This window comes from Sphingomonas sp. 2R-10 (genome assembly GCF_030062225.1).
In the GTDB taxonomy this organism is placed as follows: Bacteria; Pseudomonadota; Alphaproteobacteria; order Sphingomonadales; family Sphingomonadaceae; genus Sphingomonas.
The window spans coordinates 92,520-116,145 of the sequence record NZ_JASCXF010000001.1; the positions used below are offsets into that span (position 1 = coordinate 92,520).

Below are 23,626 nucleotides of genomic sequence, written 5' to 3' on the forward strand. Positions count from 1 at the left end.
TATCCGGACAGGAGGAAGGTCAGCCGCACGTGACGCGCGTGGTCGCGCCGCCTTCGACGGTGCAGCGCGCGCCGTCGGTGATGGCGACGCGATCGGAGCCGGTCGCCGGTACGCGCGCGTCATCGCCGCGTGACGCCGACGAGGCATCGGTTCGTTCCGATCCGGTGACGACCAGCCGTCCCGTCCCCGCCATCTCGCCGGCGAACGGTTGCCCCTTCGCGACCACGACGGTGACGACGCCCGCCCCGGCAGCCCGGACGGACGCCAGGTCCGGCACCGTCACGGCGACGCGAACGCCGCGCCGATGCGCCCCGGCACCGCGCGGGATGAACAACGTGTCGTCGCGTACTGCGACGTTCACGTCGCGCAGTATATCGGGCGGGCCGTTCGCCACGACCGATGCGGTCGGGCCGCGGCGGATCGTCACGTCATCGGCGCTGGCGACATCCACGGTCCGGAACGACGTCACGGGATAGCGTCGCTCTTCACTGGCGAAGGTCGCGGCGATGAGCGCGAGCGCGGGCAGGATGACGGGGGGAGGAATCTTCATGTCCTTGCTCCTTTCAGATCGCGCGCAGGGCGCTGGCGACGATGCGACCGTCGAGCATGTCGATGCGGCGCTTCGCCATGTCGGCGTGGCTGGGCGAGTGGGTGACCATCACGATCGTCGCGCCTTCCTCGTTGAGGCCGGCGAGGATGTTCATCACCTGCTCGCCATTTGCGGTGTCGAGGTTGCCGGTCGGCTCGTCCGCCAGGATCAGCCTCGGCGCGCCGACGATCGCGCGGGCGATGGCGGCGCGCTGCTGCTGGCCGCCCGACAGCTGGTGCGGATAGTGACGGGCGCGGTGGGCGATGCCGACCTTGTCCATCGCCGCGGCGACACGCGTGCGTCGGTCCCCAGCGTCGGCGCGATAGGCGAGGCCGAGCGCGACATTCTCCTCGATCGTCAGTTCGTCGATCAGGTTGAAGCTCTGGAACACGAAGCCGAGCGTGCTGCCGCGGAACTTCGCCAGTTCCTTCTCGTCCATGGCGGCCAAGTCGCGCTCGCCGAACAGGTAACGTCCGCCGGTCGGGCGATCGACCGTGCCCAGCGTGTTGAGCAGCGTCGACTTGCCGCAGCCCGACGGCCCCATGATGGCGAGGAATTCGCCTTCCGCGACATGCAGGTCGATATCGTGGAGCGCGGTGGTCTGCACTTCGTCGGAGACGTAGCGGCGCTGGATGTTCTCGAGACGGATCATGGACGGGCCTTTCAGCGGAGGTTGAGGGTGTCACCTTTCACGGACGACAGGTTCGAGGTGACGATGCGGTCGCCCGGCGCGAGGCCGGACAGGATTTCGACCTGGTCGGGGTTGCGGCGTCCGGTGCGGATGGTCCGGCGACGCGCATGGTCACCACCATCGACGACCACGAAGGCGGACGCGCCGCCGCCGGTCTCCAGCCAGCCACCGACCGGCACCACGATCGCGCGTGATGCGGCGCCGAGCGTGATACGGATGTCCAGCGTCTGCCCCCGGTTCAGCCCGGTCGGAGCGCGACCATCGAAGGTCAGCTCGACGCGAAAGCGTCCGTCCTTGACCGCCGGCAGCACCTTGCTGACCGTCGCGCGCGTATCGCCCGCCCGCGCGCTTTGCCCCACGGCGACGCGGCCCAGATAATATTCGTCGACATCGGCGGTCAGCTTCCACGCGCCTTCGCTGTCGACCTGGCCGGCGGGATCGCCGGGTTTGAGCGTCTGGCCCGGTTGCAGTGTGAAGTTGGTCAGGCGGCCGGTCGCCGGCGCGCGGACCGTCAGCGCGTCGAGCCCCGCGCGGACCGCCGCAAGATTGCCCGACAGGCGCCGTTGCGTATCGGCCAGCCGCCGCCCCTGCGTGGCGGTGATCCCGGCCTCGGTACTGCGGCCTGCGCGAAGCTGATTCAGCCGCTTCTCCTGATAGGCTGCCTCTTCCTGGAAGCTCTTCACCCCGGTGTCGGACAGGAAGCCCTGATCGTGGAGCTGCTGACGGATGGCGAGGTCGCGGCGGGCCTTGATGAGGTCGTACTCGGCCTGTGCCACCTGCCCCGCCCGGTCGAGGCGATTGCGCTCGATCCCCAGCCCCTCGCCAGCGACCTGGCCCAGCTGGCTGGCGATCTGCGCCTCGCGAGTCAGCACGTCGAGTTTCAGTTCGGGATTGGCGAGCGTCGCAAGCGAATCCCCTGCCGTCACGATCGCGCCGTCCTGCACCAGCAGCCGCTCGACCTGTCCGCCCGACAGCACGCCGACCAGCGTGGTAATCTCGGGCGCGACCGTGGCCCGCACCGGCAGGTAATCGTCGAACGGCGCCCGCACAACCGCGCCCGTCTCCACGTCGGCGGCGGCGATGTCGGTCGATCCGCTTTCGGGAAGGAAGCGCCAGATCGCGAGCGCGACGATCGACAGGACCAGCAGGATGATCGCCGGTCGACCCCGCCACCACGGCCGCCGGGTGCGTTGGATCCTGCTATCCATCGCGGCGCCGGGTGCGGGTGTTGCGTATGCGGGCTGTTCGGTCATGATGGGGAACATGTCACTGCCCACGAAACAAAAAGCCAAGTCGTTATGAATGAACCGATTTCACCGGCGTCGCGGACAGATGATCGATCGCCGTTGAACAATATGTCCGCCGGCGGACACGCCGATCGCGAGTCAAGCCCCCGCGAGATCTTGCTGATCGAGGACGATGCGGTCGTCGCACGCACAACGGAGATTCTCTTCCGCCTTGCCGGGCACCGTCTCGAGATCGTGACCGACCCCGCCGGTGCCTTCTCGCTGCTCGCGCGGCGTCGCTACGACGCGATCCTGCTCGACATGAACTTCACGCCGGGGCGGTCGGACGGCGAGGAGGGGCTGGCCTGTCTCGCCCGGATCGTCGCGGACGACCCCCACGCCTGCGTCGTGGTCATCACGGCGCACAGCGGCATCAGGATCGCCGTGGCGGCGATGCAGGCTGGCGCGCGCGATTTCATCATGAAGCCGTGGCGCAAGGACGATCTGCTCGCCAAGGTCGATGCCGCGATCATGCGCAGCGTCGGCGGTGGCGCGGTACACCGACCCGCCGCCGTCGGCACGTCGGGGGGCAGCGCCCTGCTCGGTACGTCGGCTGCGATCGAGCGGGTCCGTGCGCTCGTACGACGGGTCGGACCGACGGTCGCCTCGGTATGCATCACCGGGGTATCCGGCGTCGGACGCTCGCTGGTCGCCGAGGCGCTGCACGCGGTGTCGCCGACCGCCGGAACCATTGCGGCACGGATCGACCTGACCGATCCCGATCAATGGTCCGCGCTGGACCATGCCGCCGATACGATCGTGTTGCGCCACGTCGATCGCCTGGACGCGCAGGCACAAGCGCGGCTGCTCGACCGGCTGGTGCCAGGCCTGCGCTGCATCACCATCGTCGATAGCGTCATGCCGCTCTCGCCCGCGCTGCGCCGGCGGCTCTGTACGGTCGAGATCGCGATGCCGCCGCTCGCGGAACGACGCGACGACGCGGTGCTGCTCGCGCGACACTTCGCCAGCGTCGCCGGTGAAACCTACGGCCGCGCCACGCCGCGGCTCACGCCGGCGGCGGAGGCGTTCGTCGCCATCGCCGACTGGCCCGATGAGGTCCGCGGACTGGCGCTGGCGATCGAGCGCGCGGTACTGCTGTCCGACGACGGCATGATCGACGTCGCCGCGATCCGACCGGCCACGCAGGTCATCGATCCAGTGGGCGAAGCCACATCGACGTTCGCGATGCAGGATGCCGAGAAGCTGATGATCGAGGCTGCGCTGAAGGAGCATCGCCACAACGTGTCCCGGGCAGCTGCGGCATTGGGACTGAGCCGGGGCACCCTCTACCGACGCATGGCGCAGCATGGTCTCTAGGCGGGATCGTAACGCCCTCCTGATAGCGTCGGCGCTGGGCCTGTGTGGAGCCGCGACCGGGGCGGCTGCGGCGCATGGTCTGTGGCTGGCGTTGTGCGGCACGATCCTGCTGCTGCTGTGGCTGATCGCCGCCAACCTACTGCTGGTCAGGCATCACCAGGCGGTGCCGGTTACGCGGCCAGGCCCGCCCGACGAAGCGCAGATCGCGCATCACTTGCTGCTCGATGCCTCGCCTACCCCGCTCGTACTGGTCAACGGAGCTACCGCGCGTACGATGAACCGGGCGGCACGCCGGCTCTTCGCGACCGACGATCGCATATTGCCACCCCCCGCACCGCTGTTCGATCGCGACGCGACGCACCTGAGCCACGCCGGAAGGAACTGGCGCACCGACAGGGTCGAGGTTGGCGATCGATCGGTGGTGGCGCTGATCGATGTTGAAAGCGAGGAGCGCACCGCCGAGGCACGCGCCAGCGCCGAGATGATCCAGGTGCTCGGCCATGAAATGCTCAACGGGCTGGTGCCCATCGTGTCGCTGGCCGAGTGCGGCATCGCAGCGGCTGAAGCCCGTGACAACGATCCGGCACTGCTGTCAGAGATCCTCACGACGCTTGCCCGGCGAGCCGACGGGCTGCGACGGTTTACCGAAGCCTATCGCGAACTCGCGCGCCTGCCGCCTCCCATGCGCCAGATCGTGTCGATCGGAGAGATGATCGACGATCTTGCCCGGCTGTTCGCCAGCCGTTGGCCGGAAATCGGTCTTTCGATCGAGATCGAACCCGGCTTGTCCGGCGAGATCGACCGCGACCAGATGAACCAGGCGCTGTGGGCATTGTTGCAGAATGCCGTCGAGGCGATCGAGCAGGGCACCGTATCATCCGGAAAGGTCGACATCCAAGTCAACTCAAACGATGCCGTTCTCACAATCGAGATAAGTGATAACGGACCTGGCGTTCCGGCGGATCGCACACATGGCATATTCCGCCCGTTCTACACCTCCAAACTCAGTGGGAGCGGTATCGGACTTAGCTTGGCGCGTCAGGTCTTGCAGGCACATGGCGGTACGCTGACACTGGTTCACCCGTTTCCGGCGACGTTCCGCGCGCAAGTGCCTGGCGCACGGCCTTAGATGTTTGGTCCCGGCGATATTCTCATGCACTGGCATGAACGGCTTTTGAAAAGCCTTCTGTTTCCCCGAAATAGCATCCTCAATCGAGAAACAGCGCGTCACTCCTTCCGAAGCCGTCATCGCGTCAGAAGGTGGTGGCGGCCGACAGGAAGACCTCGCGTGTGCGTCCTACGTCGAGGCCGCCGAACGACACACCGGGATAGTAATAGGCGTTGGTCAGGTTCTTACCGTGAAGCCGGACGTTCACCGGAGTGCCACCGATGCGCGTGTCGTAGGCGATCCCCGCGTCCCATGTCGCATATCGCGGGACAAAGCCGCTGTTCTGCGCGTCCACCGGGCGCCGGCCGACATAGTTGACCAGGGTATCGACCGACAGGCCGGGTGCCGCGGTGATCGCGTGACGGGCGCCGAGCGACCATTTCCACCGCGGCGCGCCCTCGCTGCGCTTGTCCAGTGTCGTCGGGTCGATCACGTCGCGAAGCCGGGTGTCGAGGAAGGCGAGACCGCCCAGTATCGTCAGGTCGGACGTCACCTGTCCGTTGATGTCCACCTCGACACCGCGATGGCGGAAGCGACCGTCGTTCACGAAGACGTTCGCACCGTTGAGGTAGCTCGCGTCGCGCTCGATCCGGAACAGTGCGATGCCGGCGTTCAGGCCTTCGCGAAGCGTCGCCTTGAACCCGAGTTCGACCTGGTTGGATTCGATCGTACCGGTGGGCTGGTTGGCGTTTACGGCGTTGAAGGGAGCGTAGTCGCCCTTTTCGAGACCACGCGAGTAACTGCCGTACGCCATGACGCCGCGTGCCGGGCGGTACAAGACGGCACCGGTCGGAACGAACACGGTCCTGTCCTGCGGCGCCGCGGTCGCGGACAGGTCGCGCGCCTTGTACCAGATGTTTCGTCCCCCCAGCAGCACCTCGAATTGCGGGGTCAGCCTGATGAGGTCGCTGGCGAAGATCGACGTCTCTTCGATGCGCGAGTGGAACTCGATCGTGTTGCGGGGACCGAAATTCCAGGATGGCGGCTGCACCGGGCGCAGCACGTTGCCGACCGAGATGCGGCTTACCGGAATGCCGTTGCCGCTCTCGATGAAGTCCCAGAACGGGCTCTTGTCGCGGAATTGGCGATGGGAAGCGCCGGCGAAGATCTGGTGGGAGACCGGGCCGATATCGAACCGCCCTAACAGATACGACTGGACCGACCAGGTGGTGAAGACCTCCCCTCGCGACTGGTACAGACTGGCGCGACCGATCGCGCCGTCGGCACGAATGTCGAACAGGTCCATGTAGCCGCCGTGGCGATTGACCTGCGAATAATTTGCCTGGGTGATCGAGGTCCAGCCACCGCCGAGGTCGTAATCGAACTTGCCCTCGACGTTGTAGGCTTCGGTCCGATGCCGATACCATGAGGGTGACAACGAATCGCGGCGATCGATGCGCGGCGGCAGGATATAGGTGGCAGGATCGAGCGGGTCGGCACGCGGGCTCTGGTCGGCGCGCAGCAGCGGATCGCTCATGTTGCTCTTGCGCGCCCAGTCGGCGTTGAGCTGGAGCAGCGCCCGCTCACCAAGCCGTACGTCCGCGGCGACGCCGACGAAACTCCGTTCGAGGTCGCCCAGATGGTCGAAACCGCCGACCTTCTCATGGCCAGCGTTGATGCGCACGCCAAGCGCCCCGCCTAGGGTCGAACCGCTGGCATCCAGCGCGACATAGCCGCTGCGCAGCGTGGACCCCCGTACGGTCACGGTCGCGAACGGATCGCGCGTCGGCCGCTTGGAGATGTAGTTGATCGTGCCGCCCGGCGAGTTGAAGCCGTAGAGGAACCCGGACGGTCCCTTTAGCACGTCGATCCGCTCGACCAGTTCTACCGGCATGTCGTAATGGGGCGCGAGCGCGAGGCCGTCGCGGCGGATCGTGTTGAAATTGTCCATCGCGAAGCCGCGCAGACGGAAATTGTCGAAGCCACCGCCATAGGCCGAACTCTGCACCGCCGGATCGAGCACCAGCACGTCGCGCACCGTCCGCGGGGTGATCGACCGGATCACCTCGGCATCGTAGAGCTGGATGGCGAGCGGCACGTCCAGCGGATCCTTGTCGCCGAACGCGCCGACGTTCACCTCGAATGCGTCGTTCAGTGGCCGGGCGGTGACGACGATCGTTGCAGGATCGGTATCGACCGTCGTCGATTCGGCGGTCGTGGTGGTATCACGTGGATCGGCATTCATCGTTTGCTGCGCACATGCAGGTGACGACGCAACGATCATCCAGGCAACCACCGCCAAGGCCGCGGAACGCACATACTTGTTATGTGCATGGTTCCCGTAATTCATCCTGTGCCCCTGCCCGGTACGACCCCACTCTACCACCGACAGATATCGATATAACGTATCATTACAAGCGATGCGCCAGCTGTCAGCGTTCCGCTCTCGGCAATCTGCGGATGGCGGCCCGATCCGAGCATTCTCCACTATCGATTCCGAGAACGCGGATGCCGCCTCGCTTGCTGTTCCCAATGGGGAAGACAGACGAAGGCACTCTATTGCGAGTAATTCGCATCTCGCGCTATGGGCATGTTCGATGCCGACCAACGCCATTGCCCTTTCTCGCTTGCTGTTGAGCGAACACTCGACCTGGCTTCGCACGGTGGAGCGCGTCGTGCGGGACAGGTCGGCTGCCGAGGATGTCACCCAAGGGCTGTGGTTCAAGGTGCAGACGGTGCGCGACGATCCGCCGATCGACGATCCCCGCGCCTATTTGCATCGCCTGGCTGTCAACGCCGCGACCGACGAGCTTCGCACAGCGTCTCGACGGAAGGAGGAAGCGAAGGAAGAGATCGACCAGCTTCTGTGGGTTGAGGACGACCGCCCTGCACAGGACAGGATCGTACTGGGCCGTGACATGGTCGCACGAATCTGGGCAGCCATGGAAGCGCTTCCCGAACCGACGCGCAGCATTTTCCGCTTGAACCGCGTCCACGGCACGACGCAACGCGAAATCGCCGCGCGCTACGACATCTCCACGACGATCGTGGAACGCCACATCCGCCGTGCGCTGCGCATCCTTTCCGATGTTCGCATGGCGGAGTGACTTTATTTTCGACCGTCCTGTTAGGAAGAGCCTGTTTCCAACCGTCGAACCTTATAGCCGCCCATTCACGGTCGGCAGTCAGGATGCGGCATGACTGAAAGCGTGCGCGATCGAGAGGAGCGGGCGGCCGAACAGGCGAGACGATGGATCGTGCGTATGGCGTCCGGCGATATGCGTCCCGAGGAACTCGATCAGTTCAAGGCCTGGCGCGCCGGTGATCCACTTCATGATCGCGCCTTCGAGGAAGCTCGCGCGATCTGGCGCGTCGCGGCAGGTAGCCCGAATGGCAGGGCATTGCCCTTGCCAAGTCATTCTGGGTGGACCCGGCGGCGGCTCTTCAGGAGTCCCGTCCACCGAATGGCCATGACAGGCGCAGCTGCCGCGATCGTGGCAGGGCTGATTTTGGGAGACGATCTGTCGGTGATGCTGCGCGCCGATCATCGCACCGGCACGACCGTTGAGAGCGTCACGCTGGCGGACGGAAGTCGGGCGGTGCTCAATGCCGATACTGCGATCGCCGTCTCCTACGACCGAAACAAGCGCCGGATCGAGCTGCTGCGCGGCGACGCCTGGTTCGAGGTCGCCCATGGCGATCGGCGTCCATTCCGGGTCGCGGCATTGGGCGGCGAGACGCAGGATGTCGGCACCGCTTTCGAGGTCCGGCGCGAGGACGCCGCCGTTTCGGTCGCCGTGACACAAGGCAGTGTCCAGGTGCGTTCATCGGGCGTCGCCGGCAGCATGTCGCTGCGCGCTTCCGAGAGCGCCCGCTACACCGAAGGTGCGGCACCAGTCAGAATGCCAAAGGCTGCTCCCGATACGATCGCGGCGTGGCGAAAGGGTGAAATCCTGTTCGACCGGGCCGATGTGCGCAGCGCCATCGCCACGATCGGCCGCTATCGCTCGGGCCCTGTCTTCATCATGGGAACACCCCCGTCCCCCCGCCGCATCAGCGGCGCCTTCCGCATCCACCGCCCGGAGGAGGCCATCGATGCGATTGCCGGCATGAACGGTCTTGCCGTCTACCGGCTCGGCAGTGTCGCCGTGCTACGTCCAGCCCACCACGAATAATTTCAGGCGAGGTGTTAGGAACACTGGCCCCGCCATCGTCAGATAAGGAAGAGGGTGTCGCTATTGCGGCGCACTCTCACATTGGGGCGCCGCATCCTGCGTCCAGGCGTGGGGGAAGATATAGATGAAGCATGAATCCATTGGCTGCCGTACCGGTGCCACCCGCATTTTCCTTATGGCGTCAGGCGCGTTGCTCGTAACACTTGCCGGTGGCGCTTTGCCGGCGCGGGCGCAGTCGGGATCGGGTCAGGTCGCGCGGTCCTACGATATTCCGGCACAGCCATTGGGAAGCGCTCTGCGCGACTATATGCGGCAATCCGGCGTCCAGGTCGGCTTTCCGAGCGAGATCGGGGAGGGCATCACGACCGCGACCGTCCGGGGATCGTTCAGCGCGGCCGAGGCACTCTCGCGTCTGCTGACGGGCACAGGCCTGACCTATCGCTTCACGGGGGCCAACACGGTGACCCTCGAACGCGCACCTCAGGTTACCGGCGATGCGATCCAGCTTGGCCCGGTGCGGGTCGAAGGCGACACGAACGGCATCGCAGGTTCAGGCATCGCCGCCAGCGTTACGTCCGACCCGGACGCTACCGAGGCCACAGGCTCGTTCACCACCCGGCGCATGTCCAGCGCGACGAAGATGCCGCTTACGTTACGGGAAACGCCGCAAGCCGTGACGGTCATCACCAACGCCCGGATCGAACAGGAAAATCTGGTCGATCTGGTGGATATCGCCACCATCGTTCCCGGCGTCTTCGTCGATTACTTCAACGCGCGGCCGGTGTTCACGGCGCGCGGACGCGAGATCGACCGATTGACGCAGAATGGCATTCCGATCCTGCATGATACGACTATCCCATCCTCGCTCGGCAATATGGCGATGCAGGACCGGGTGGAGGTCGTTCGCGGGGCGACCGGGCTGATGCAGGGCGGCGGCAATCCATCCGGCGCGCTGAACCTGATCCGCAAACGCCCCACGCGCCAGTTCGTGGCGATGGCTTCCGCGAGCGCCGGAAGCTGGAACGACTATCGCCTGACCGCGGACATCGGCGGCCCGCTTACGGCGGACGGCCGGATCCGGGCGAGAGCCGTGGGCTTCTTTCAGGAGGCCGGAAACTTTCGGGACATCGAGTTCAACGACAGCCGGCTCGGCTATCTGACGGTCGATATCGATCTGGCCGATCGCACCACGATGAACATCGGCTATTCCTATCTCTACACGCATCAGAATTCGATATGGGGTGCCATCCCGCTCAACCCCAATGGGACGCACCGCTCCCTGCCACGATCGACCTACCCCGGCACCGATTGGGAATATGGCGATAACCGGGTGCACACGGTCTATGCCAGTCTGGCGCATGACTTCGGCGCGGGATGGTCGCTTCAGGTCAACGCCACCTACGTCGACAGCGCGACGGACATGCTGGCCACCAACTTCCGCCCGTTGGACGACAGCGTCGCGACGCTCAGCCATGCGTGGTGGAAGGTGAACAAGGATCGGGACCAGAAGGCGGTCGACGCCTATGCGTCGGGGCCGCTCTCGCTGTTCGGACGCGACCACCAGATCGTGTTCGGCGGCACCGTCGATCGCGAAACAAGTCGCGATGTCCAGTGGTTCAGGGGGTTCGATGATGTGCTGACGACCGGCGTCGATCTGGCGGCGTGGAATCACCGCGCACGCTATCCGAACATCGGCGAACCCACGTTCCGCGACAGGACGCACAACAATCAGGACAGTCTCTATGCGTCCGGCCGTTTCAGCATTCTCGACCGGCTCGCCCTGGTGCTCGGCTCACGGCTCGACTGGTACGACCGCACCGTTTTCTATGCTGGCGGTGGATCGGTCGACGGACGGCTGACCAAATATGCCGGCCTGACCTGGGATTTCGAAGCGCACCATTCCGCCTATGTCAGTTATACCGACGTGTTCCAGCCGCAGGCGATCACCGGCATCGATGGCAGCCTCCTGCCGCCCGTGATCGGCAGGAATTACGAAGCCGGGATCAAGGGCGAGTATCTGAACGGTGCGCTCAACACGGGTCTGATCCTGTTCCGCACCGACGAAACCAACCGTGCCGTCCTGCTGCTCGATCAGAACGGTTGCGTGACCGCGCCGATCTCCGAATGCTCTGCGGCGACCGGACTGGTGCGTACCTGGGGTATAGACAGCGAGGTTCAGGGCGAAGTTGCTCCCGGATGGCAGATCGGCGCAGGCTTCACCTTCGCCGACACGCGATACGTCAGGGACGAGGATTATGGTGCGGCGGGGGATCGGCTGGATACCGGTAGCCCGACCACGCAGTTCAAGCTGAGTACCCAGTACCGGCTTCCGGGTGCCTTGAACCGCCTGACACTGGGCGGCAGGGTGAATTGGCAGAGCCGGATTTATTACGACTTCGAGAATGTCAGCGGGGTCGCCGTGCGCAATCAGCAACCGGCCTATGCCGTGATCGATCTGTCCGCGACCTACCGCCCCGCGCAGCGGCTGAGCGTGCAACTGGAAGTGAACAACCTTCTGGACAAGGCATATTATCGCAGCATCGGGCAAGGATATCGATTCTCGGCGCACGAGATTTTTGGCGCACCGCGTAACGTTCTCGCGACGCTTCGCTACCGTCTGCAATAGCAGTCGCCGCCTTGATCGAGCAGTGCCACGCGGCCGTCTCGGAGCGAAGTACCAGCCGCTATTCCGATCAGCCGACCAGCCTGCGTGCCCGGCTGTTCGCGACTTGCGGCGTGGCGATCGTCGCGCTTGCCCTGATCGCGGGCGCGCTGCTCACCTGGACGACCTATCGGGCAGCGCAATCGGCTCCGGCGCTGGCGGTATTCGACGTGGCACCGCCCGCCGCCCCGCCCGAACCGGCACGTGAGGCGAAACCAGGCCCCAAGCAGCAGCGCAAGGAACGCTCTCAACCGCAAGCACAGCAACCAAGGAGGGAGCCGCCAGTGGTGCGGATGCCGATCGCAACCGCGCCCCCGGCCACGGTGGCAAAGCCTGCGCCCGATCCTGACACCCAGGTCAAGGAAACGACCGCACCCGAGGCGAAGCCCGTTCCACCCGCCCCGCAGTCGTCGAACGCCGTGCCGACGTGGCAGGGGCAGGTTCTGGCCGCGCTCAACAAGGTCCGCCGCTACCCGCGCGACGCGAGCTTGCGGCGGCAGCAAGGCGTGCCATACATCCGGTTCGTCATGGACCGCGACGGCCGAGTGTTGTCTTCAAGGCTGGAGCGGCCATCCGGCATCCGCTCGCTCGACAGTGAGGCGATGAGCCTGCCCAAGCGTGCGGAACCACTACCCAGGCCGCCGGAAGAGGTTCGAGGGAATACGATCGAACTGGTCGTACCGGTCGAGTTCTTCATGCATTGAGGCATGTTCAACGAGGACCGCTTTCCCGCAACATCATGTTTGACGGGTTTCGGGGAAAACACCCGTCTCCCAGAATACCATTCTTTTCCGGGAAACCGCCCGCGTCAACGCGCCGCCAGCCGCCGCGCGAAATACACCTCGACGGCGCGCTCCACGCTCCTGGCGATGGCGCGGCGGCCTTCGGCGGAATCGAGCCGACGGGCATCGGCATCGTTCGACAGATAGCCGGTTTCGAACAGGATGGAGGGCAGGTCAGGCGCTTTCAGCACCATCAGCGACGCCATGCGGTGATAGTTCGGTTTGAGCGGGATCACCCCGGTCGCCTCGCGCCCCAGCAGCCGGGCGAACCCGGCCGAGGCGTTCATCGTCTCGCGCTGGGTCAGGTCGATCAGGATCGACGAAATGTCGGCGCTCTGCCGGCCGAGATCGACCCCGGCGAGGATATCGGCCTTGTTCTCGCGCGCGGCCAGCCGGGCGGCCTCGCGGTCGGATGCGACCTCCGACAGGGTGTAGATGCTGGCACCGGTCGCGTCCGGATTCTCGGCGCTGTCGCAATGGACCGAGATGAACAGGCTGGCCCCCAGCCGCCGGGCGATCGCATAGCGTTCCTGTAGCACGAGAAACTCGTCGCGGTCGCGGGTCAGCGCCACCCGCACCCGCCCGCTGGCCAGCAGCGAATCGCGGATCGCGCGCGCGGTCTTCAGCGTCAGGTCCTTTTCCCGCATGCCGCCATGCGGGGAGATCGCGCCGGGATCGTGCCCGCCATGCCCGGCATCGATCACCACCAGCGGCCGGTCGGCATCGCCCTCGACCCGGGGAAGCCGCTGTCCGCGGCGGCTGCGCGGGACCGGGACCGAAGCCGTCGCCCGCTGCCGCCGGTCGACGATCATCGCCGCCGACGACGATGCAGGCACGATCGTCGCCAGCGCCAGGTGCGGCCGGAACCGCATCCGCCCGGCGGTGGTCGCGCGCGCGAAGCGATCGGGGGCCACGCTCCGCAGGGTCAGCGTCAGCTTTCGGCCGTCGTCGGAAAACCGCCCTTCGGTGACGACCGAGGGCACGTCCAGGTCGAACACGATCCGGCTGCCGCCGCTGCGCGCGCCCTGCCGCACCGCGCGGACCACCCCGCCGGGGTCGCTGCGCCCGCCCGGCCCGACGCCGTCGAGGTCGACGACCAGCCGGTCGGGACCGCCCAGCGCGAAGCTGGCAGCACCGGCGGCAGGCGTGTCGAGGCGGATGGTGATGCGGTCGCGCCCGACATCGACGGCGTCGACGCTTTGGGCCGCGACGGGCACGCCGAACCAGATCGACAGAAAGGCCAGGAACGCGCCCATCGGCGCGCTATGCCTTCCAACCGCCGTTCCGGTCCAGCGCGAATCCATGGGAAATACAGCCCGATCTTCGTTTGTTTTCGAGCGGCAACGCTATGCCCGGGGGGCTCAACCTACGGTGAACCAACACGCTGAATCCGATTTTAACCATTTATTGCAGCTTGCACCGCTAGCGTAACGAACCGCCGAGGCTGTTGCCGTTAGCGATGCCGGGTGCTACGCCCCCGGTTACGTCGGTCCCGAACCTGGTTCGGGGAAACCGATGCGACACCCCCCCAAAGCGTACCCGCCCCGGGGGGGTCTAATCAGGTTGATGTTTGCATGTGGCAAGTTCCGTCCCGTACCGCCTGTGCCGCTGTCGCGGCCGGCGTCGGGGCGACGATTGTCCGTCCGGAGCTTTCCGGACTGCCCATGCCAGCAGACGCATATCCCAGCAATCGCGCGCAGGCACCGGGCATGTCCCCCGCCGCGCGTTTAGGCGCGCCGACTGGCCGAGCCGTCCCGCGCGCCCGGAGACACTATCATGACCACGCGGATGTTGATCGACGCACGCCACCGGGAGGAAACCCGGGTCGCCGTCGTCAAGGGTAACCGGATCGAGGAATTCGATTTCGAATCGGCCGAGCGCAAGCAGCTCAAGGGCAATATCTACCTTGCCAAGGTGACCCGGGTCGAACCGTCGTTGCAGGCGGCGTTCGTCGATTACGGCGGCAACCGCCACGGCTTCCTCGCCTTTTCGGAAATCCACCCGGATTACTACCAGATCCCGAAGGAAGACCGCGACGCGCTGCTGGCCGAGGAGGCCGCGCACGCCGCCGAGGAAGCCGCACTGCGCGCCGGCGACCATGACGACGACGTCGATTACGACGATCATGACGACGAGCTGGAAGGCGGCGTCGAGATCGTCGAACGCGACGAGGACGAGGACGACCATCACGACGACGAGGAAGGCGAGGCCCCGGCCCGTCCCGCGCGCAAGGGCGGGGGCGACGATGCCGCGGTCGAGGCGCTGCGCCAGCGCCGGTTGAACCTGCGCCGACGCTACAAGATCCAGGACGTCATCCGCCGCCGGCAGGTGCTGCTGGTGCAGGTCGTGAAGGAAGAGCGCGGCAACAAGGGCGCGGCGCTGACCACGTACCTGTCGCTGGCCGGCCGCTATTGCGTGCTGATGCCCAACACCGCCCATGGCGGCGGGATCAGCCGCAAGATCAGCTCGGCGGCCGACCGCAAGCGATTGAAGTCGATCATGGCCGAACTGACGCTGCCGGCGTCGATGGGCTGTATCGTCCGCACCGCCGGGCTGCAGCGCTCGCGCCAGGAGATCAAGCGCGACTTCGATTATCTCGCGCGGCTGTGGGACGGTATCCGCGACCAGACGCTGACGTCGTCGGCGCCGGCGCTGGTCTATGGCGACAGCGACCTGATCAAGCGCGCGATCCGCGACATCTACAACAAGGATATCGACGAGGTGATCGTCGAGGGCGAGGGCGGCTTCCGCCACGCCAAGGACTATATGCGGCTGCTGATGCCCGCGCATGCGCGCCGGGTGAAGCAATATGCCGACGCGGTGCCGCTGTTCCAGCGGGCACATGTCGAGGACCAGCTGGCCGCGATGTACAATCCGGTCGTGCAGCTGAAATCGGGCGGCTATCTGGTCATCAACCCGACCGAGGCATTGGTGTCGATCGACATCAACTCGGGCCGGTCGACCCGCGAACACAATATCGAGCAGACCGCGACCGCGACCAACCTGGAAGCGGCGCAGGAGATCGCGCGCCAGCTGCGGCTGCGCGACATGGCGGGCCTCGTCGTGATCGACTTCATCGACATGGATCACTCGTCCAACGTCCGCAAGGTCGAGAAGGCGATGAAGGAGGCGTTGAAGAACGATCGCGCCCGCATCCAGGTCGGCCGCATCTCCGCCTTCGGGCTGATGGAAATGAGCCGCCAGCGACTGCGCACCGGCGTGCTGGAGGCATCGACCCGCCAGTGCCCGCATTGCGAGGGCACCGGCCTCGTCCGCACGGCGTCGTCGGCCGGGCTGTCGGCGCTGCGCCTGATCGAGGACGAGGCCGCACGCGGTCGCGGGTCGCTGATCGTGCTGCGCGCCAGCCAGGAGGCAGCGTTCTATGTCCTGAACAAGAAGCGCGCCGACATCGCCGAGGTCGAGGACCGCTACAGCGTGACCGTCGAGATCGTGCCCGATGCCGAGATCGAGGGCGCGCGCATGGCGGTCGAGGCGTCGGGCCCGCCGCCGGCGCACCCGCCCCGCATCGAGCCGCTGGTCGTCGTCGACGACGAGGACGACGCCTATGACGATGTCGAGGACGAGATCGACGAGGAGGTCGAGGACGCGGCGGTCGAGGAGACCGCACGTCCGGCCCGCAGCGACGAGGACGGCGAAGGCCGCGGCAAGCGCCGCCGCCGCCGCCGCGGGCGTCGCGGTCGCAACCGGGACGAGGACGGCCAGGACGAAACCGAAACCGGCGAGGCCGACGACAGCGACGACGGTGAGGACGAGGTCGCCGACGACGCCGATACCGACGCGACGGTCGACAGCGACGGGGCGAGCGATGCGCCGGATGCCGCGCAGGGCGACGACAGCGGCAAGCGCAAGCGCCGCCGTCGCGGCCGGCGTGGGGGACGTCGCGGCGAGGGCGCGTTCGACGCGGCCGATGGCGCCGGCACCGTCGCCGACTTGCCGGCCGAGGACGATGTGGCGACCGACGCGGTCGTCGAAACCCCGGTCGAAGCCGATGCGGTCGAACCCGAGGCCGAACCGGTCCCGGCGCCCAAGCGCACCCGCCGCCGGCCGAGCGCCCGCGCCAAGGTCGAACCGACCGTCGACGCCGCCCCTGCCGAACCGGTCACGGTCGAAGCCGGCGATGCCGCGCCGATCGTGACGCCGCAGCCGGTCGAGACGCCGAAGGTCGCGGTCGAAGCCGCCGCCGAAGCGCCCAAGCCCAAGCGCACCCGCCGTCGCAAGGCCGATGTCGAAGCGGTTGTCGAGGAACCGGTGGTCGCCGAACCCGCGCCGGCCGAGGCCGAGGCAGAACCTGCACCCAAGAAGCGCCGTGCGCCGCGCCGCAAGGCAGCCGAAGCGGCTCCGGTCGAGGAAGCACCCGTCGCGGAGCCGGCAGTCGCCGAACCCGAAGCGGCCGAACCGGCGGATGACAATGCCGGCGACGCGACCGATGGCGAAACGCCGTCGCCGCGCCGGGGCTGGTGGCAGCGCACCTTCGGCAACTGATCGCCGGGGTGCAGAACGCAAAAGGGGCGGCATCCCGACGGATGCCGCCCCTTTTTGTTTGTCCGTGCCACCCGCCCTGCGCCGGGACGATTCTGGATCGAATCGACCGAAGCAAATGTCAGGTCGGGGCGTCGCGGACCAGTGCGTCGCACGCGACCTCGATCCGCACCGCCAGTCCCTCGGGCCGCCAGTCGCGCTCGATCCGGCCTGCGAGCTGCTGTTCGATGCTGAGCGCTGCCAGCCGCGTGCCGAAGCCGGTAGCCTGCGGCGCACCGGGGATGGCCGGCCCCCCGACCTCGCGCCAGTCGATGCCGAGCATGCCGTCGTGGCGGACCGTACGGACCGAAACCTGCCCCTCGGGCGTCGACAATGCGCCGTATTTGGCGGCATTGGTCGCCAGTTCGTGGAAGATCAGCGCGACCGGCGTCGCGCCGCGATCGTCGATCGGTACGTCGTCGCCCTCGATCCGCCACTGGTCGGTGGCGTAGGGCGACAGCAGCTCGCGCAGGATGTGGTGCAGCGTGGCATCGCCGATCACCGGCCGCGAGATGTCGCTATGCGGTCGCGCGAGATCGTGCGCCGCACCCAGCGCCGCGATCCGCCGCGCCAGATCGTCGGCGAAGCCGCGCACCGCGGGCATCTGCCGCGCCGACATGCGGACGAGGCCACTGACGATCGCGAAGATGTTTTTGATACGGTGGCTCAGCTCGCGGCTGAGGATGTCGTTCTGTTCGGCGGCACGCTTCGCCGAATCGATATCTGTGCAGGTCCCGATCCAGCGGACGATCGCGCCGTCGGCGTCGCGCACCGGCAGCGCCCGGCCCAGCACCCAGCGATATTGCCCGCTGCGGTGGCGCAGTCGATACTCGATCTCGTAATCCTCGCCGGTCGTCAGGCTCTGGCGCCAGCGGCCCCGTGCGCGCTCCTGGTCGTCGGGATGGAACATGCCGTTCCATCCTTCGCCGTCGGTCGATCCTTCGGGCATGCCAGTGAAGCGATACCATTGGGCGTTGTAGAAGTCGTGATGGCCGTCGGGCCGCGTCGCCCACACCATTTGCGGCATAGCGTTGGTCAACGTGTCGAGTTCGGCCTGGGTCGCTTCGCGCGCGGTTTCGGCCCGTCGCTGCGTCTCCGCGTCCGATCCGATCGCGATCCAGCGCCCGGCGCCAGCCGGTCGAACGGCGAAGCCCGTCGTCCCGGCCGGGAGCGGCAACGCCAATGTGAAGGGCCGGCCGGTCGCCACCCCCGTCCGCCAGTCGGCGCGCACGTCGTCCCGGTCGACATCGGGGCAGAATGTCCAAAGATTATCAGGCGTTTCGACACCGATATCGATCCGCCAGCACCGGTTGGCCCATAATAATTGCCCGTCGTCACCGACGATGCAGGCCAATATCGGCAGCGTTTCGGCAATATCGTGCCAGATCGGATCGGTCGCATCGATCGCGACGGTTTCGGTCATCACATCATCCGTCCAACATCGACCGCACGGTGATGTGCTGCCGGAAAGCCTGCAAACGTCGCGCCATCGCCATATCGTGGCGTCCCGATATCGCACGCCATACTTCGCGACGATCGGGCAAGATCGATGATAAACAGTTCGTATCCGACCACCACATCAATGCGCTTTCGAAGATTAATTATCGAAAAAGGGCCAATACTGGATTCATCTCTATTGACCTGCCGTCGGGTACGCCGCATTTCGCAACAATCAAGGGAGATTTCCATGACCGAAGACGGTTCCGAACTGAACGCGATCGAACTGGCCACTGAACTTACCATCGCCTGGTTGAACAACGGCAACAACCGCGTTGCGGCGGAGGATGTTCCGGCATTCCTGCAGACGATGCACGCGACCGTTCTGGGACTGGCGTCCGGTGCGTCGGAGCCGGAAGAAGCGGCGCCGCAGCAGGACCATGTTCCGGCCGTGTCGGTGCGCAAGTCGCTGGCGTCGAAGGACCACATCATCTCGATGATCGACGGCAAGTCGTACAAGACGCTGCGCCGTCACTTGGCGGGCCACGGCCTGACCCCGGAAACCTATCGCGAGCGCTATGGCCTGCGTGCCGACTATCCGATGGTCGCCGAAACCTATTCGCAGAGCCGTCGCGACATGGCGAAGCGCATCGGCCTGGGTCGCAAGGCTCGCACGACCGAAGCCACGACGGATGTCGCCGACGACGCGGGCGACGCGCCGCGCCGTCGCGGACGCAAGCCCAAGGCGGCGGAGTAAACGAGGAAGGGGCGGCCGATCGGTCGCCCCTTTCTCTATCCGGCGATCGCGACCGCCGTGTCGCCGTGCCACCTGTGGGTGCATAGCTGCGCCTGCGGCGTATCGTCGGCGGTCAGCGCCGCGACCGTCACCCAGCCCTCGCCGCGCAGCCGGGCCGCCACCGCCGGTGCCGTCCCGGCGGGCAGGAACAGCCGCCGCCGCTCCTGCGTGCCGAGCCCCGCATCCAGCAGCGCATCGGCATAGAGCGAAAATCCGACCGCCGGTTCCTCGCGCCCGTCGGCATGGCATACGGCATAGGTGCCACCGCGCCCTACCTCGCCCAGCACGCCCTGCGCGAACAACGAAAAGCCCAGCCAGCTCTGATATTCGAAGCCATGGCGTTCGGTCGGGTCGAGCGTGACGCCGACATCGCCCGGGAGTGCCGCCGCCACCGCCTCGATCGCGTCCAGCCGTGACGTCAGCCGCCCGGCGGTGTCGGTCGCGCGCAGCCGCGGCAGCGCCGTGGCGAACGGTCCGGCGGCCTCCACCAGCGGCAGATAGGCGGGATCGATCGCCGCGACGCGCCCGGCGTCCTTGCCGTCGAGCGCGGCGATCAGCGCGTCGTGATGCGGGCCCGGCGGATCGCCCGCCAGCGTCGCCACCAGATCGGGCAGGGTGAAATCGATCGAGATGCCGGTCACGCCCGCCGCGCGCAGCGATTCGACCGCGACGGTCACGATCTCGGTCGCGGCGCCGACACTGTCGAGCCCGATCAACTCCGCGCCGATCTGGCGCAGCGCCCGGCGCGGGGCCAGTTCGCCCGCGCGCAGCTTCAATACCGGCCCGGCATAGGACAATCGCACCGGTCGCGGATGGTGGCCCATGCGCGTCGCGGCGATGCGTGCGACCTGCGCGGTGACGTCGGGGCGGATGGCCAGTGTACGCTGGCTGACCGGATCGACGAAACGCACCGCATCGGTCGCCGCCGTGCCCTTCAGACGCCCCACCAGCCCCGCCTCGAACTCGGCCAGCGGCGGGTCGACCTGCTCATAGCCATAGCCATGCGCGACACCCAGCACCGCCCCTTCGAACCGGCGCAGGCCGTCGGCGGCGGGGGGCAGGCGGTCGTGAAACCCTTCGGGCAGGAGGCCGGTGTCGTTCATGGCGTTTCCCCTAGCGGGTGCGAGGCGGGCGGGGAAGCACGGACGGAACGCCGTCCGCCACACAGGTCACCCCGGCGCAGGTTTCAGTTGCCGTTCGCCATTTTCGTCACCCCAGCGCAGGCTGGGGTATCCCCATGATGGCACGATGCGCTGTAGCCGAGAGAGAGGCCCCAGCCTTCGCTGGGGCGACGATCGGGGCGGCTTTTTGAAACGACGTTTCAGGCGACGGCTTCGGGAAACTGTTCGGCGGGTGGCAGATACGCAAACGGGCTGCCGGATCGCTCCGACAGCCCGTCCGCTCACGGTAGTAGTCCGATCAGAACTTCAGCGGCATCGCCGTCTTGACGCCCGGCAGCGCGCGGACCTTTGCGACCAGTTCCGGCGTCACCGCTTCGTCGACAGACAGCAGCACCACCGCCTCGCCACCGGTATCGCGGCGGCCGAGGTGGAAGGTACCGATGTTCACGCCCGCCTCGCCCAGCGTCGTGCCGATACGGCCGATGAAGCCCGGCGCGTCCTCGTTGACGACGTACAGCATGTGGCCGGCCAGATCGGCCTCGACCTTGATGCCGAACAGTTCGACCAGCCGCGGCTGGGCGTTGCCGAACAGCGTGCCCGCGACCGAACGTTCGCCGGCATCGGTCTTGAGACTGACCCGGATCAGCGTGTGGTAGTCGCCCTCGCGGTCGTTGCGCACTTCGCGCACCTCGATCCCACGTTCCTTGGCGAGGAACGGGGCGTTGACCATGTTCACCGTGTCCGACTGCACGCGCAGGAACCCGGCGAGCACCGCGCCGACGATCGGCTTCTGGTTCAGCTCGGCCGCCGCGCCTTCGCTGTGCACCGAAACGCGGGCGATCGCGCCGGTGGTGAGTTGCCCGACCAGCGAGCCCAGCTTTTCGGCCAGCGCCATGTACGGCTTCAGGCGCGGCGCCTCTTCCGCCGACAGCGACGGCATGTTCAGCGCGTTGGTGACGCCGCCCGACACGAGGAAATCGGCCATCTGCTCGGCGACCTGGATCGCGACATTGACCTGCGCCTCGCTGGTCGAGGCGCCTAGGTGCGGGGTCGACACGAAGTTGGGCGTGCCGAACAGCGGCGATTCCTTGGCCGGTTCGGACACGAACACGTCGAGCGCGGCCCCCGCGACATGGCCGCTGTCGAGCGCCGCCTTCAACGCCGCTTCGTCGATCAGCCCGCCGCGCGCGCAGTTGATGATGCGCACGCCCTTCTTGGTCTTCGCCAGATTTTCCGCCGACAGGATGTTGCGGGTCTGGTCGGTCAGCGGTGTGTGCAGCGTGATGAAATCGGCGCGGGCCAGCAGCTGGTCCAGCTCGACCTTCTCCACGCCGATTTCGATCGCGCGTTCGGGGCTCAGGAACGGATCGAAGGCGACGACCTTCATCTTCAGCCCCTGCGCCCGGTCGGCGACGATCGACCCGATATTGCCCGCGCCGATCAGGCCGAGCGTCTTGCCGGTCAGCTCGACGCCCATGAACCGGTTCTTCTCCCACTTGCCCGCCTGGGTCGAGGCATCGGCCTCGGGCAGCTGGCGGGCGAGCGCGAACATCAGCGCGATGGCGTGTTCGGCGGTGGTGATCGAATTGCCGAACGGGGTGTTCATCACGACGACACCGGCGGCCGATGCGGCGGGAATGTCGACATTGTCGACACCGATGCCGGCACGGCCGACGACCTTGAGGTTCGTGGCCGCGTCGAGGATCGCCTTCGTCACCCTGGTCGAGCTGCGGATGGCGAGGCCGTCATAGTCGCCGATGATGGCGATCAGTTCTTCGGGCGTCTTGCCGGTAATCTCGTCCACCTCGACCCCGCGTTCGCGGAAGATCTGGGCGGCTTTCGGGTCCATCTTGTCGGAAATCAGAACTTTAGGCATGTTTCGTTCCTTCTCCCTCTCCCCTTCAGGGGAGAGGTAGCGCGACAGCCCCTCTCCCAACCCTCTCCCCTGAAGGGGAGGGGGCTTTAAGCCGCCTTGGCGGTCGCGTAGGCCCAGTCGAGCCATGGCCCGAGCGCCTCGATATCGGCGGTATCGACCGTCGCGCCGCACCAGATGCGCAGGCCAGCCGGAGCATCGCGATAGCCCGCGACGTCATAGGCGGCCCCTTCGGCCTCCAGCAGCGCCGCCATCTTCTTGATGAGCGCCTCGTCGGCACCTTCTACGGTCAGGCAGACGCTGGTCTTCGACCGGGTGGCCGGATCGGCGGCGAGGTGCCCCAACCAGTCGCGTGCCTCGACGATCGCGTCGAGCGCGGCGGCATTGGCGTCGCTGCGCGCGATCAGGCCATCCTTACCCAGCGACCTGGCCCATTCGAGGCTGAAGATCGCGTCCTCGACCGCTAGCATCGACGGCGTGTTGATCGTCTCGCCCTTGAACACGCCTTCGGCCAACTTGCCCTTCGACACCAGCCGGAAGACCTTCGGCAGCGGCCAGGCGGGGGTGTAGCTCTCCAGCCGCTCGACGGCGCGCGGGCCGAGGATCAGCACACCGTGCGCGCCCTCGCCGCCCAGCACCTTCTGCCAACTGAAGGTCGCGACGTCGATCTTCGCCCAGTCGATGTCATAGGCGAACACGCCCGACGTCGCGTCGGCGAACGAGAGGCCTTCGCGGGTCCCGGGAATGAAATCGGCGTTCGGCACGCGCACGCCGCTGGTGGTGCCGTTCCACGTGAACAGCACGTCGTGGCTCCAGTCGATCGCGGCCAGGTCGGGCAGCTGGCCGTAATCGGCGCGCACGACGGTGGGATCGATCCGGAGCTGCTTGACCGCGTCAGTGACCCAGCCCTCGCCGAAGCTTTCCCAGGCGAGCGCGGTGACGGGGCGCGCGCCGAGCATGGTCCACATCGCCATTTCGAACGCGCCGGTGTCGGACCCGGGGACGATGCCGATGCGGTGGGTGTCGGGCAGGTTCAGCAGCTCGCGCATCAGGTCGATGCAATATTGCAGACGCTGCTTGCCGATCTTCGAACGGTGCGACCGGCCGAGGCTGACGGGGTTGAGGCGGCCGGCGGACCAGCCCGGCGGCTTGGCGCAGGGCCCGGACGAGAAGTACGGGCGAGCGGGAGTCGTGGCCGGCTTAGGCGGAAGATCAGTCATGTCAGTCTCTCCTCACAGAGAGCACGCGCT

17 protein-coding genes are annotated in these 23,626 nt (G+C 66.8%); 8 read left to right on the forward strand and 9 right to left on the reverse strand.

Going from position 1 to position 23,626, the window contains the following annotated elements:
- Positions 1 to 19 precede the first annotated feature (19 nt).
- The 3 genes from QLH51_RS00405 to QLH51_RS00415 are packed head-to-tail and all read right to left on the reverse strand — an operon-like array spanning position 20 to position 2,488.
- Positions 20 to 550 carry a GIN domain-containing protein gene (locus tag QLH51_RS00405; RefSeq protein WP_125654912.1) on the reverse strand — a complete coding sequence of 177 codons (531 nt, stop codon included), beginning with the start codon at positions 548 to 550 and terminating at the stop codon, positions 20 to 22.
- A 13-nt stretch (positions 551 to 563) separates the two neighbouring features.
- The gene (locus QLH51_RS00410; protein ID WP_125654910.1) at positions 564 to 1,241 is read right to left on the reverse strand and encodes an ABC transporter ATP-binding protein; all 678 of its coding nucleotides are present in this window, start codon (positions 1,239 to 1,241) and stop codon (positions 564 to 566) included.
- An 11-nt stretch (positions 1,242 to 1,252) separates the two neighbouring features.
- Complete coding sequence (locus QLH51_RS00415; protein WP_125654908.1) at positions 1,253 to 2,488, reverse strand: efflux RND transporter periplasmic adaptor subunit; 1,236 nt, start codon at positions 2,486 to 2,488, stop codon at positions 1,253 to 1,255.
- Positions 2,489 to 2,635: 147 nt separating this feature from the next.
- On the opposite strand from QLH51_RS00415, the gene QLH51_RS00420 reads away from it, so the two are divergent.
- Positions 2,636 to 3,883, forward strand: coding sequence for a sigma-54-dependent transcriptional regulator (locus QLH51_RS00420; RefSeq protein ID WP_125655084.1), 1,248 nt, complete (start codon positions 2,636 to 2,638; stop codon positions 3,881 to 3,883).
- Positions 3,873 to 5,012 (forward strand): sensor histidine kinase, encoded by a 1,140-nt coding sequence (locus QLH51_RS00425; protein ID WP_125654906.1) that lies wholly within the window; start codon positions 3,873 to 3,875, stop codon positions 5,010 to 5,012. The genes QLH51_RS00420 and QLH51_RS00425 overlap by 11 nt, the downstream gene beginning before the upstream one ends.
- A 124-nt stretch (positions 5,013 to 5,136) precedes the next feature.
- Here QLH51_RS00425 and QLH51_RS00430 read toward each other — a convergent pair whose 3' ends face one another.
- The gene (locus QLH51_RS00430) at positions 5,137 to 7,236 is read right to left on the reverse strand and encodes a TonB-dependent receptor (RefSeq protein WP_164516062.1); all 2,100 of its coding nucleotides are present in this window, start codon (positions 7,234 to 7,236) and stop codon (positions 5,137 to 5,139) included.
- Between the two features lie 352 nt (positions 7,237 to 7,588).
- Here QLH51_RS00430 and QLH51_RS00435 point away from each other — a divergent pair, with 352 nt between their 5' ends.
- The 4 genes from QLH51_RS00435 to QLH51_RS00450 all read left to right on the forward strand — a co-directional run bounded on the left by QLH51_RS00435 (position 7,589) and on the right by QLH51_RS00450 (position 12,532).
- Positions 7,589 to 8,098, forward strand: a complete 510-nt coding sequence (locus tag QLH51_RS00435; protein ID WP_164516061.1) for an RNA polymerase sigma factor — start codon at positions 7,589 to 7,591, stop codon at positions 8,096 to 8,098.
- A gap of 90 nt (positions 8,099 to 8,188) precedes the next feature.
- Positions 8,189 to 9,166: a FecR family protein gene (locus tag QLH51_RS00440; protein ID WP_125654900.1), complete on the forward strand. Its 978-nt coding sequence runs from the start codon at positions 8,189 to 8,191 to the stop codon at positions 9,164 to 9,166.
- Positions 9,167 to 9,290: 124 nt separating this feature from the next.
- Positions 9,291 to 11,792, forward strand: coding sequence for a TonB-dependent siderophore receptor (locus QLH51_RS00445; protein WP_125654898.1), 2,502 nt, complete (start codon positions 9,291 to 9,293; stop codon positions 11,790 to 11,792).
- Positions 11,793 to 11,803: 11 nt separating this feature from the next.
- Positions 11,804 to 12,532 carry an energy transducer TonB family protein gene (locus QLH51_RS00450; RefSeq protein ID WP_283514177.1) on the forward strand — a complete coding sequence of 243 codons (729 nt, stop codon included), beginning with the start codon at positions 11,804 to 11,806 and terminating at the stop codon, positions 12,530 to 12,532.
- Between the two features lie 104 nt (positions 12,533 to 12,636).
- Here QLH51_RS00450 and QLH51_RS00455 read toward each other — a convergent pair whose 3' ends face one another.
- Positions 12,637 to 13,866 (reverse strand): N-acetylmuramoyl-L-alanine amidase, encoded by a 1,230-nt coding sequence (locus QLH51_RS00455; protein WP_125654895.1) that lies wholly within the window; start codon positions 13,864 to 13,866, stop codon positions 12,637 to 12,639.
- 532 nt (positions 13,867 to 14,398) lie between these two features.
- On the opposite strand from QLH51_RS00455, the gene QLH51_RS00460 reads away from it, so the two are divergent.
- Positions 14,399 to 17,113 (forward strand): Rne/Rng family ribonuclease, encoded by a 2,715-nt coding sequence (locus tag QLH51_RS00460; protein ID WP_125655082.1) that lies wholly within the window; start codon positions 14,399 to 14,401, stop codon positions 17,111 to 17,113.
- A gap of 118 nt (positions 17,114 to 17,231) precedes the next feature.
- Here QLH51_RS00460 and QLH51_RS00465 read toward each other — a convergent pair whose 3' ends face one another.
- Positions 17,232 to 18,572, reverse strand: a complete 1,341-nt coding sequence (locus QLH51_RS00465) for a sensor histidine kinase (protein ID WP_125654893.1) — start codon at positions 18,570 to 18,572, stop codon at positions 17,232 to 17,234.
- 264 nt (positions 18,573 to 18,836) lie between these two features.
- On the opposite strand from QLH51_RS00465, the gene QLH51_RS00470 reads away from it, so the two are divergent.
- Positions 18,837 to 19,343, forward strand: a complete 507-nt coding sequence (locus tag QLH51_RS00470; RefSeq protein WP_125654891.1) for a MucR family transcriptional regulator — start codon at positions 18,837 to 18,839, stop codon at positions 19,341 to 19,343.
- A 35-nt stretch (positions 19,344 to 19,378) separates the two neighbouring features.
- On the opposite strand, the gene QLH51_RS00475 is transcribed toward QLH51_RS00470, so the two are convergent.
- The 3 genes from QLH51_RS00475 to QLH51_RS00485 form a co-directional block, all read right to left on the reverse strand.
- Positions 19,379 to 20,485: an ATP phosphoribosyltransferase regulatory subunit gene (locus QLH51_RS00475; protein ID WP_125654889.1), complete on the reverse strand. Its 1,107-nt coding sequence runs from the start codon at positions 20,483 to 20,485 to the stop codon at positions 19,379 to 19,381.
- A 316-nt stretch (positions 20,486 to 20,801) separates the two neighbouring features.
- Positions 20,802 to 22,379, reverse strand: coding sequence for a phosphoglycerate dehydrogenase (serA, locus tag QLH51_RS00480; protein ID WP_125654887.1), 1,578 nt, complete (start codon positions 22,377 to 22,379; stop codon positions 20,802 to 20,804).
- Positions 22,380 to 22,465: 86 nt separating this feature from the next.
- Positions 22,466 to 23,596, reverse strand: coding sequence for a phosphoserine transaminase (locus QLH51_RS00485; RefSeq protein WP_125654885.1), 1,131 nt, complete (start codon positions 23,594 to 23,596; stop codon positions 22,466 to 22,468).
- Positions 23,597 to 23,626 lie beyond the last annotated feature (30 nt).

Coding starts and splice junctions, on each gene's coding strand:
- QLH51_RS00470 (WP_125654891.1), top strand. CDS start 18,837: ATGACCGAAGACGGTTCCGAACTGAACGCGATCGAACTGGCCACTGAA.
- QLH51_RS00410 (WP_125654910.1), bottom strand. CDS start 1,241: ATGATCCGTCTCGAGAACATCCAGCGCCGCTACGTCTCCGACGAAGTG.
- QLH51_RS00440 (WP_125654900.1), top strand. CDS start 8,189: ATGACTGAAAGCGTGCGCGATCGAGAGGAGCGGGCGGCCGAACAGGCG.
- QLH51_RS00420 (WP_125655084.1), top strand. CDS start 2,636: ATGTCCGCCGGCGGACACGCCGATCGCGAGTCAAGCCCCCGCGAGATC.
- QLH51_RS00460 (WP_125655082.1), top strand. CDS start 14,399: ATGTTGATCGACGCACGCCACCGGGAGGAAACCCGGGTCGCCGTCGTC.
- QLH51_RS00425 (WP_125654906.1), top strand. CDS start 3,873: ATGGTCTCTAGGCGGGATCGTAACGCCCTCCTGATAGCGTCGGCGCTG.
- QLH51_RS00455 (WP_125654895.1), bottom strand. CDS start 13,866: ATGGGCGCGTTCCTGGCCTTTCTGTCGATCTGGTTCGGCGTGCCCGTC.
- QLH51_RS00445 (WP_125654898.1), top strand. CDS start 9,291: ATGAAGCATGAATCCATTGGCTGCCGTACCGGTGCCACCCGCATTTTC.
- QLH51_RS00465 (WP_125654893.1), bottom strand. CDS start 18,572: ATGACCGAAACCGTCGCGATCGATGCGACCGATCCGATCTGGCACGAT.
- QLH51_RS00405 (WP_125654912.1), bottom strand. CDS start 550: ATGAAGATTCCTCCCCCCGTCATCCTGCCCGCGCTCGCGCTCATCGCC.
- QLH51_RS00475 (WP_125654889.1), bottom strand. CDS start 20,485: ATGAACGACACCGGCCTCCTGCCCGAAGGGTTTCACGACCGCCTGCCC.
- QLH51_RS00435 (WP_164516061.1), top strand. CDS start 7,589: ATGCCGACCAACGCCATTGCCCTTTCTCGCTTGCTGTTGAGCGAACAC.
- QLH51_RS00485 (WP_125654885.1), bottom strand. CDS start 23,596: ATGACTGATCTTCCGCCTAAGCCGGCCACGACTCCCGCTCGCCCGTAC.
- serA (WP_125654887.1), bottom strand. CDS start 22,379: ATGCCTAAAGTTCTGATTTCCGACAAGATGGACCCGAAAGCCGCCCAG.
- QLH51_RS00430 (WP_164516062.1), bottom strand. CDS start 7,236: ATGAATGCCGATCCACGTGATACCACCACGACCGCCGAATCGACGACG.
- QLH51_RS00415 (WP_125654908.1), bottom strand. CDS start 2,488: ATGGATAGCAGGATCCAACGCACCCGGCGGCCGTGGTGGCGGGGTCGA.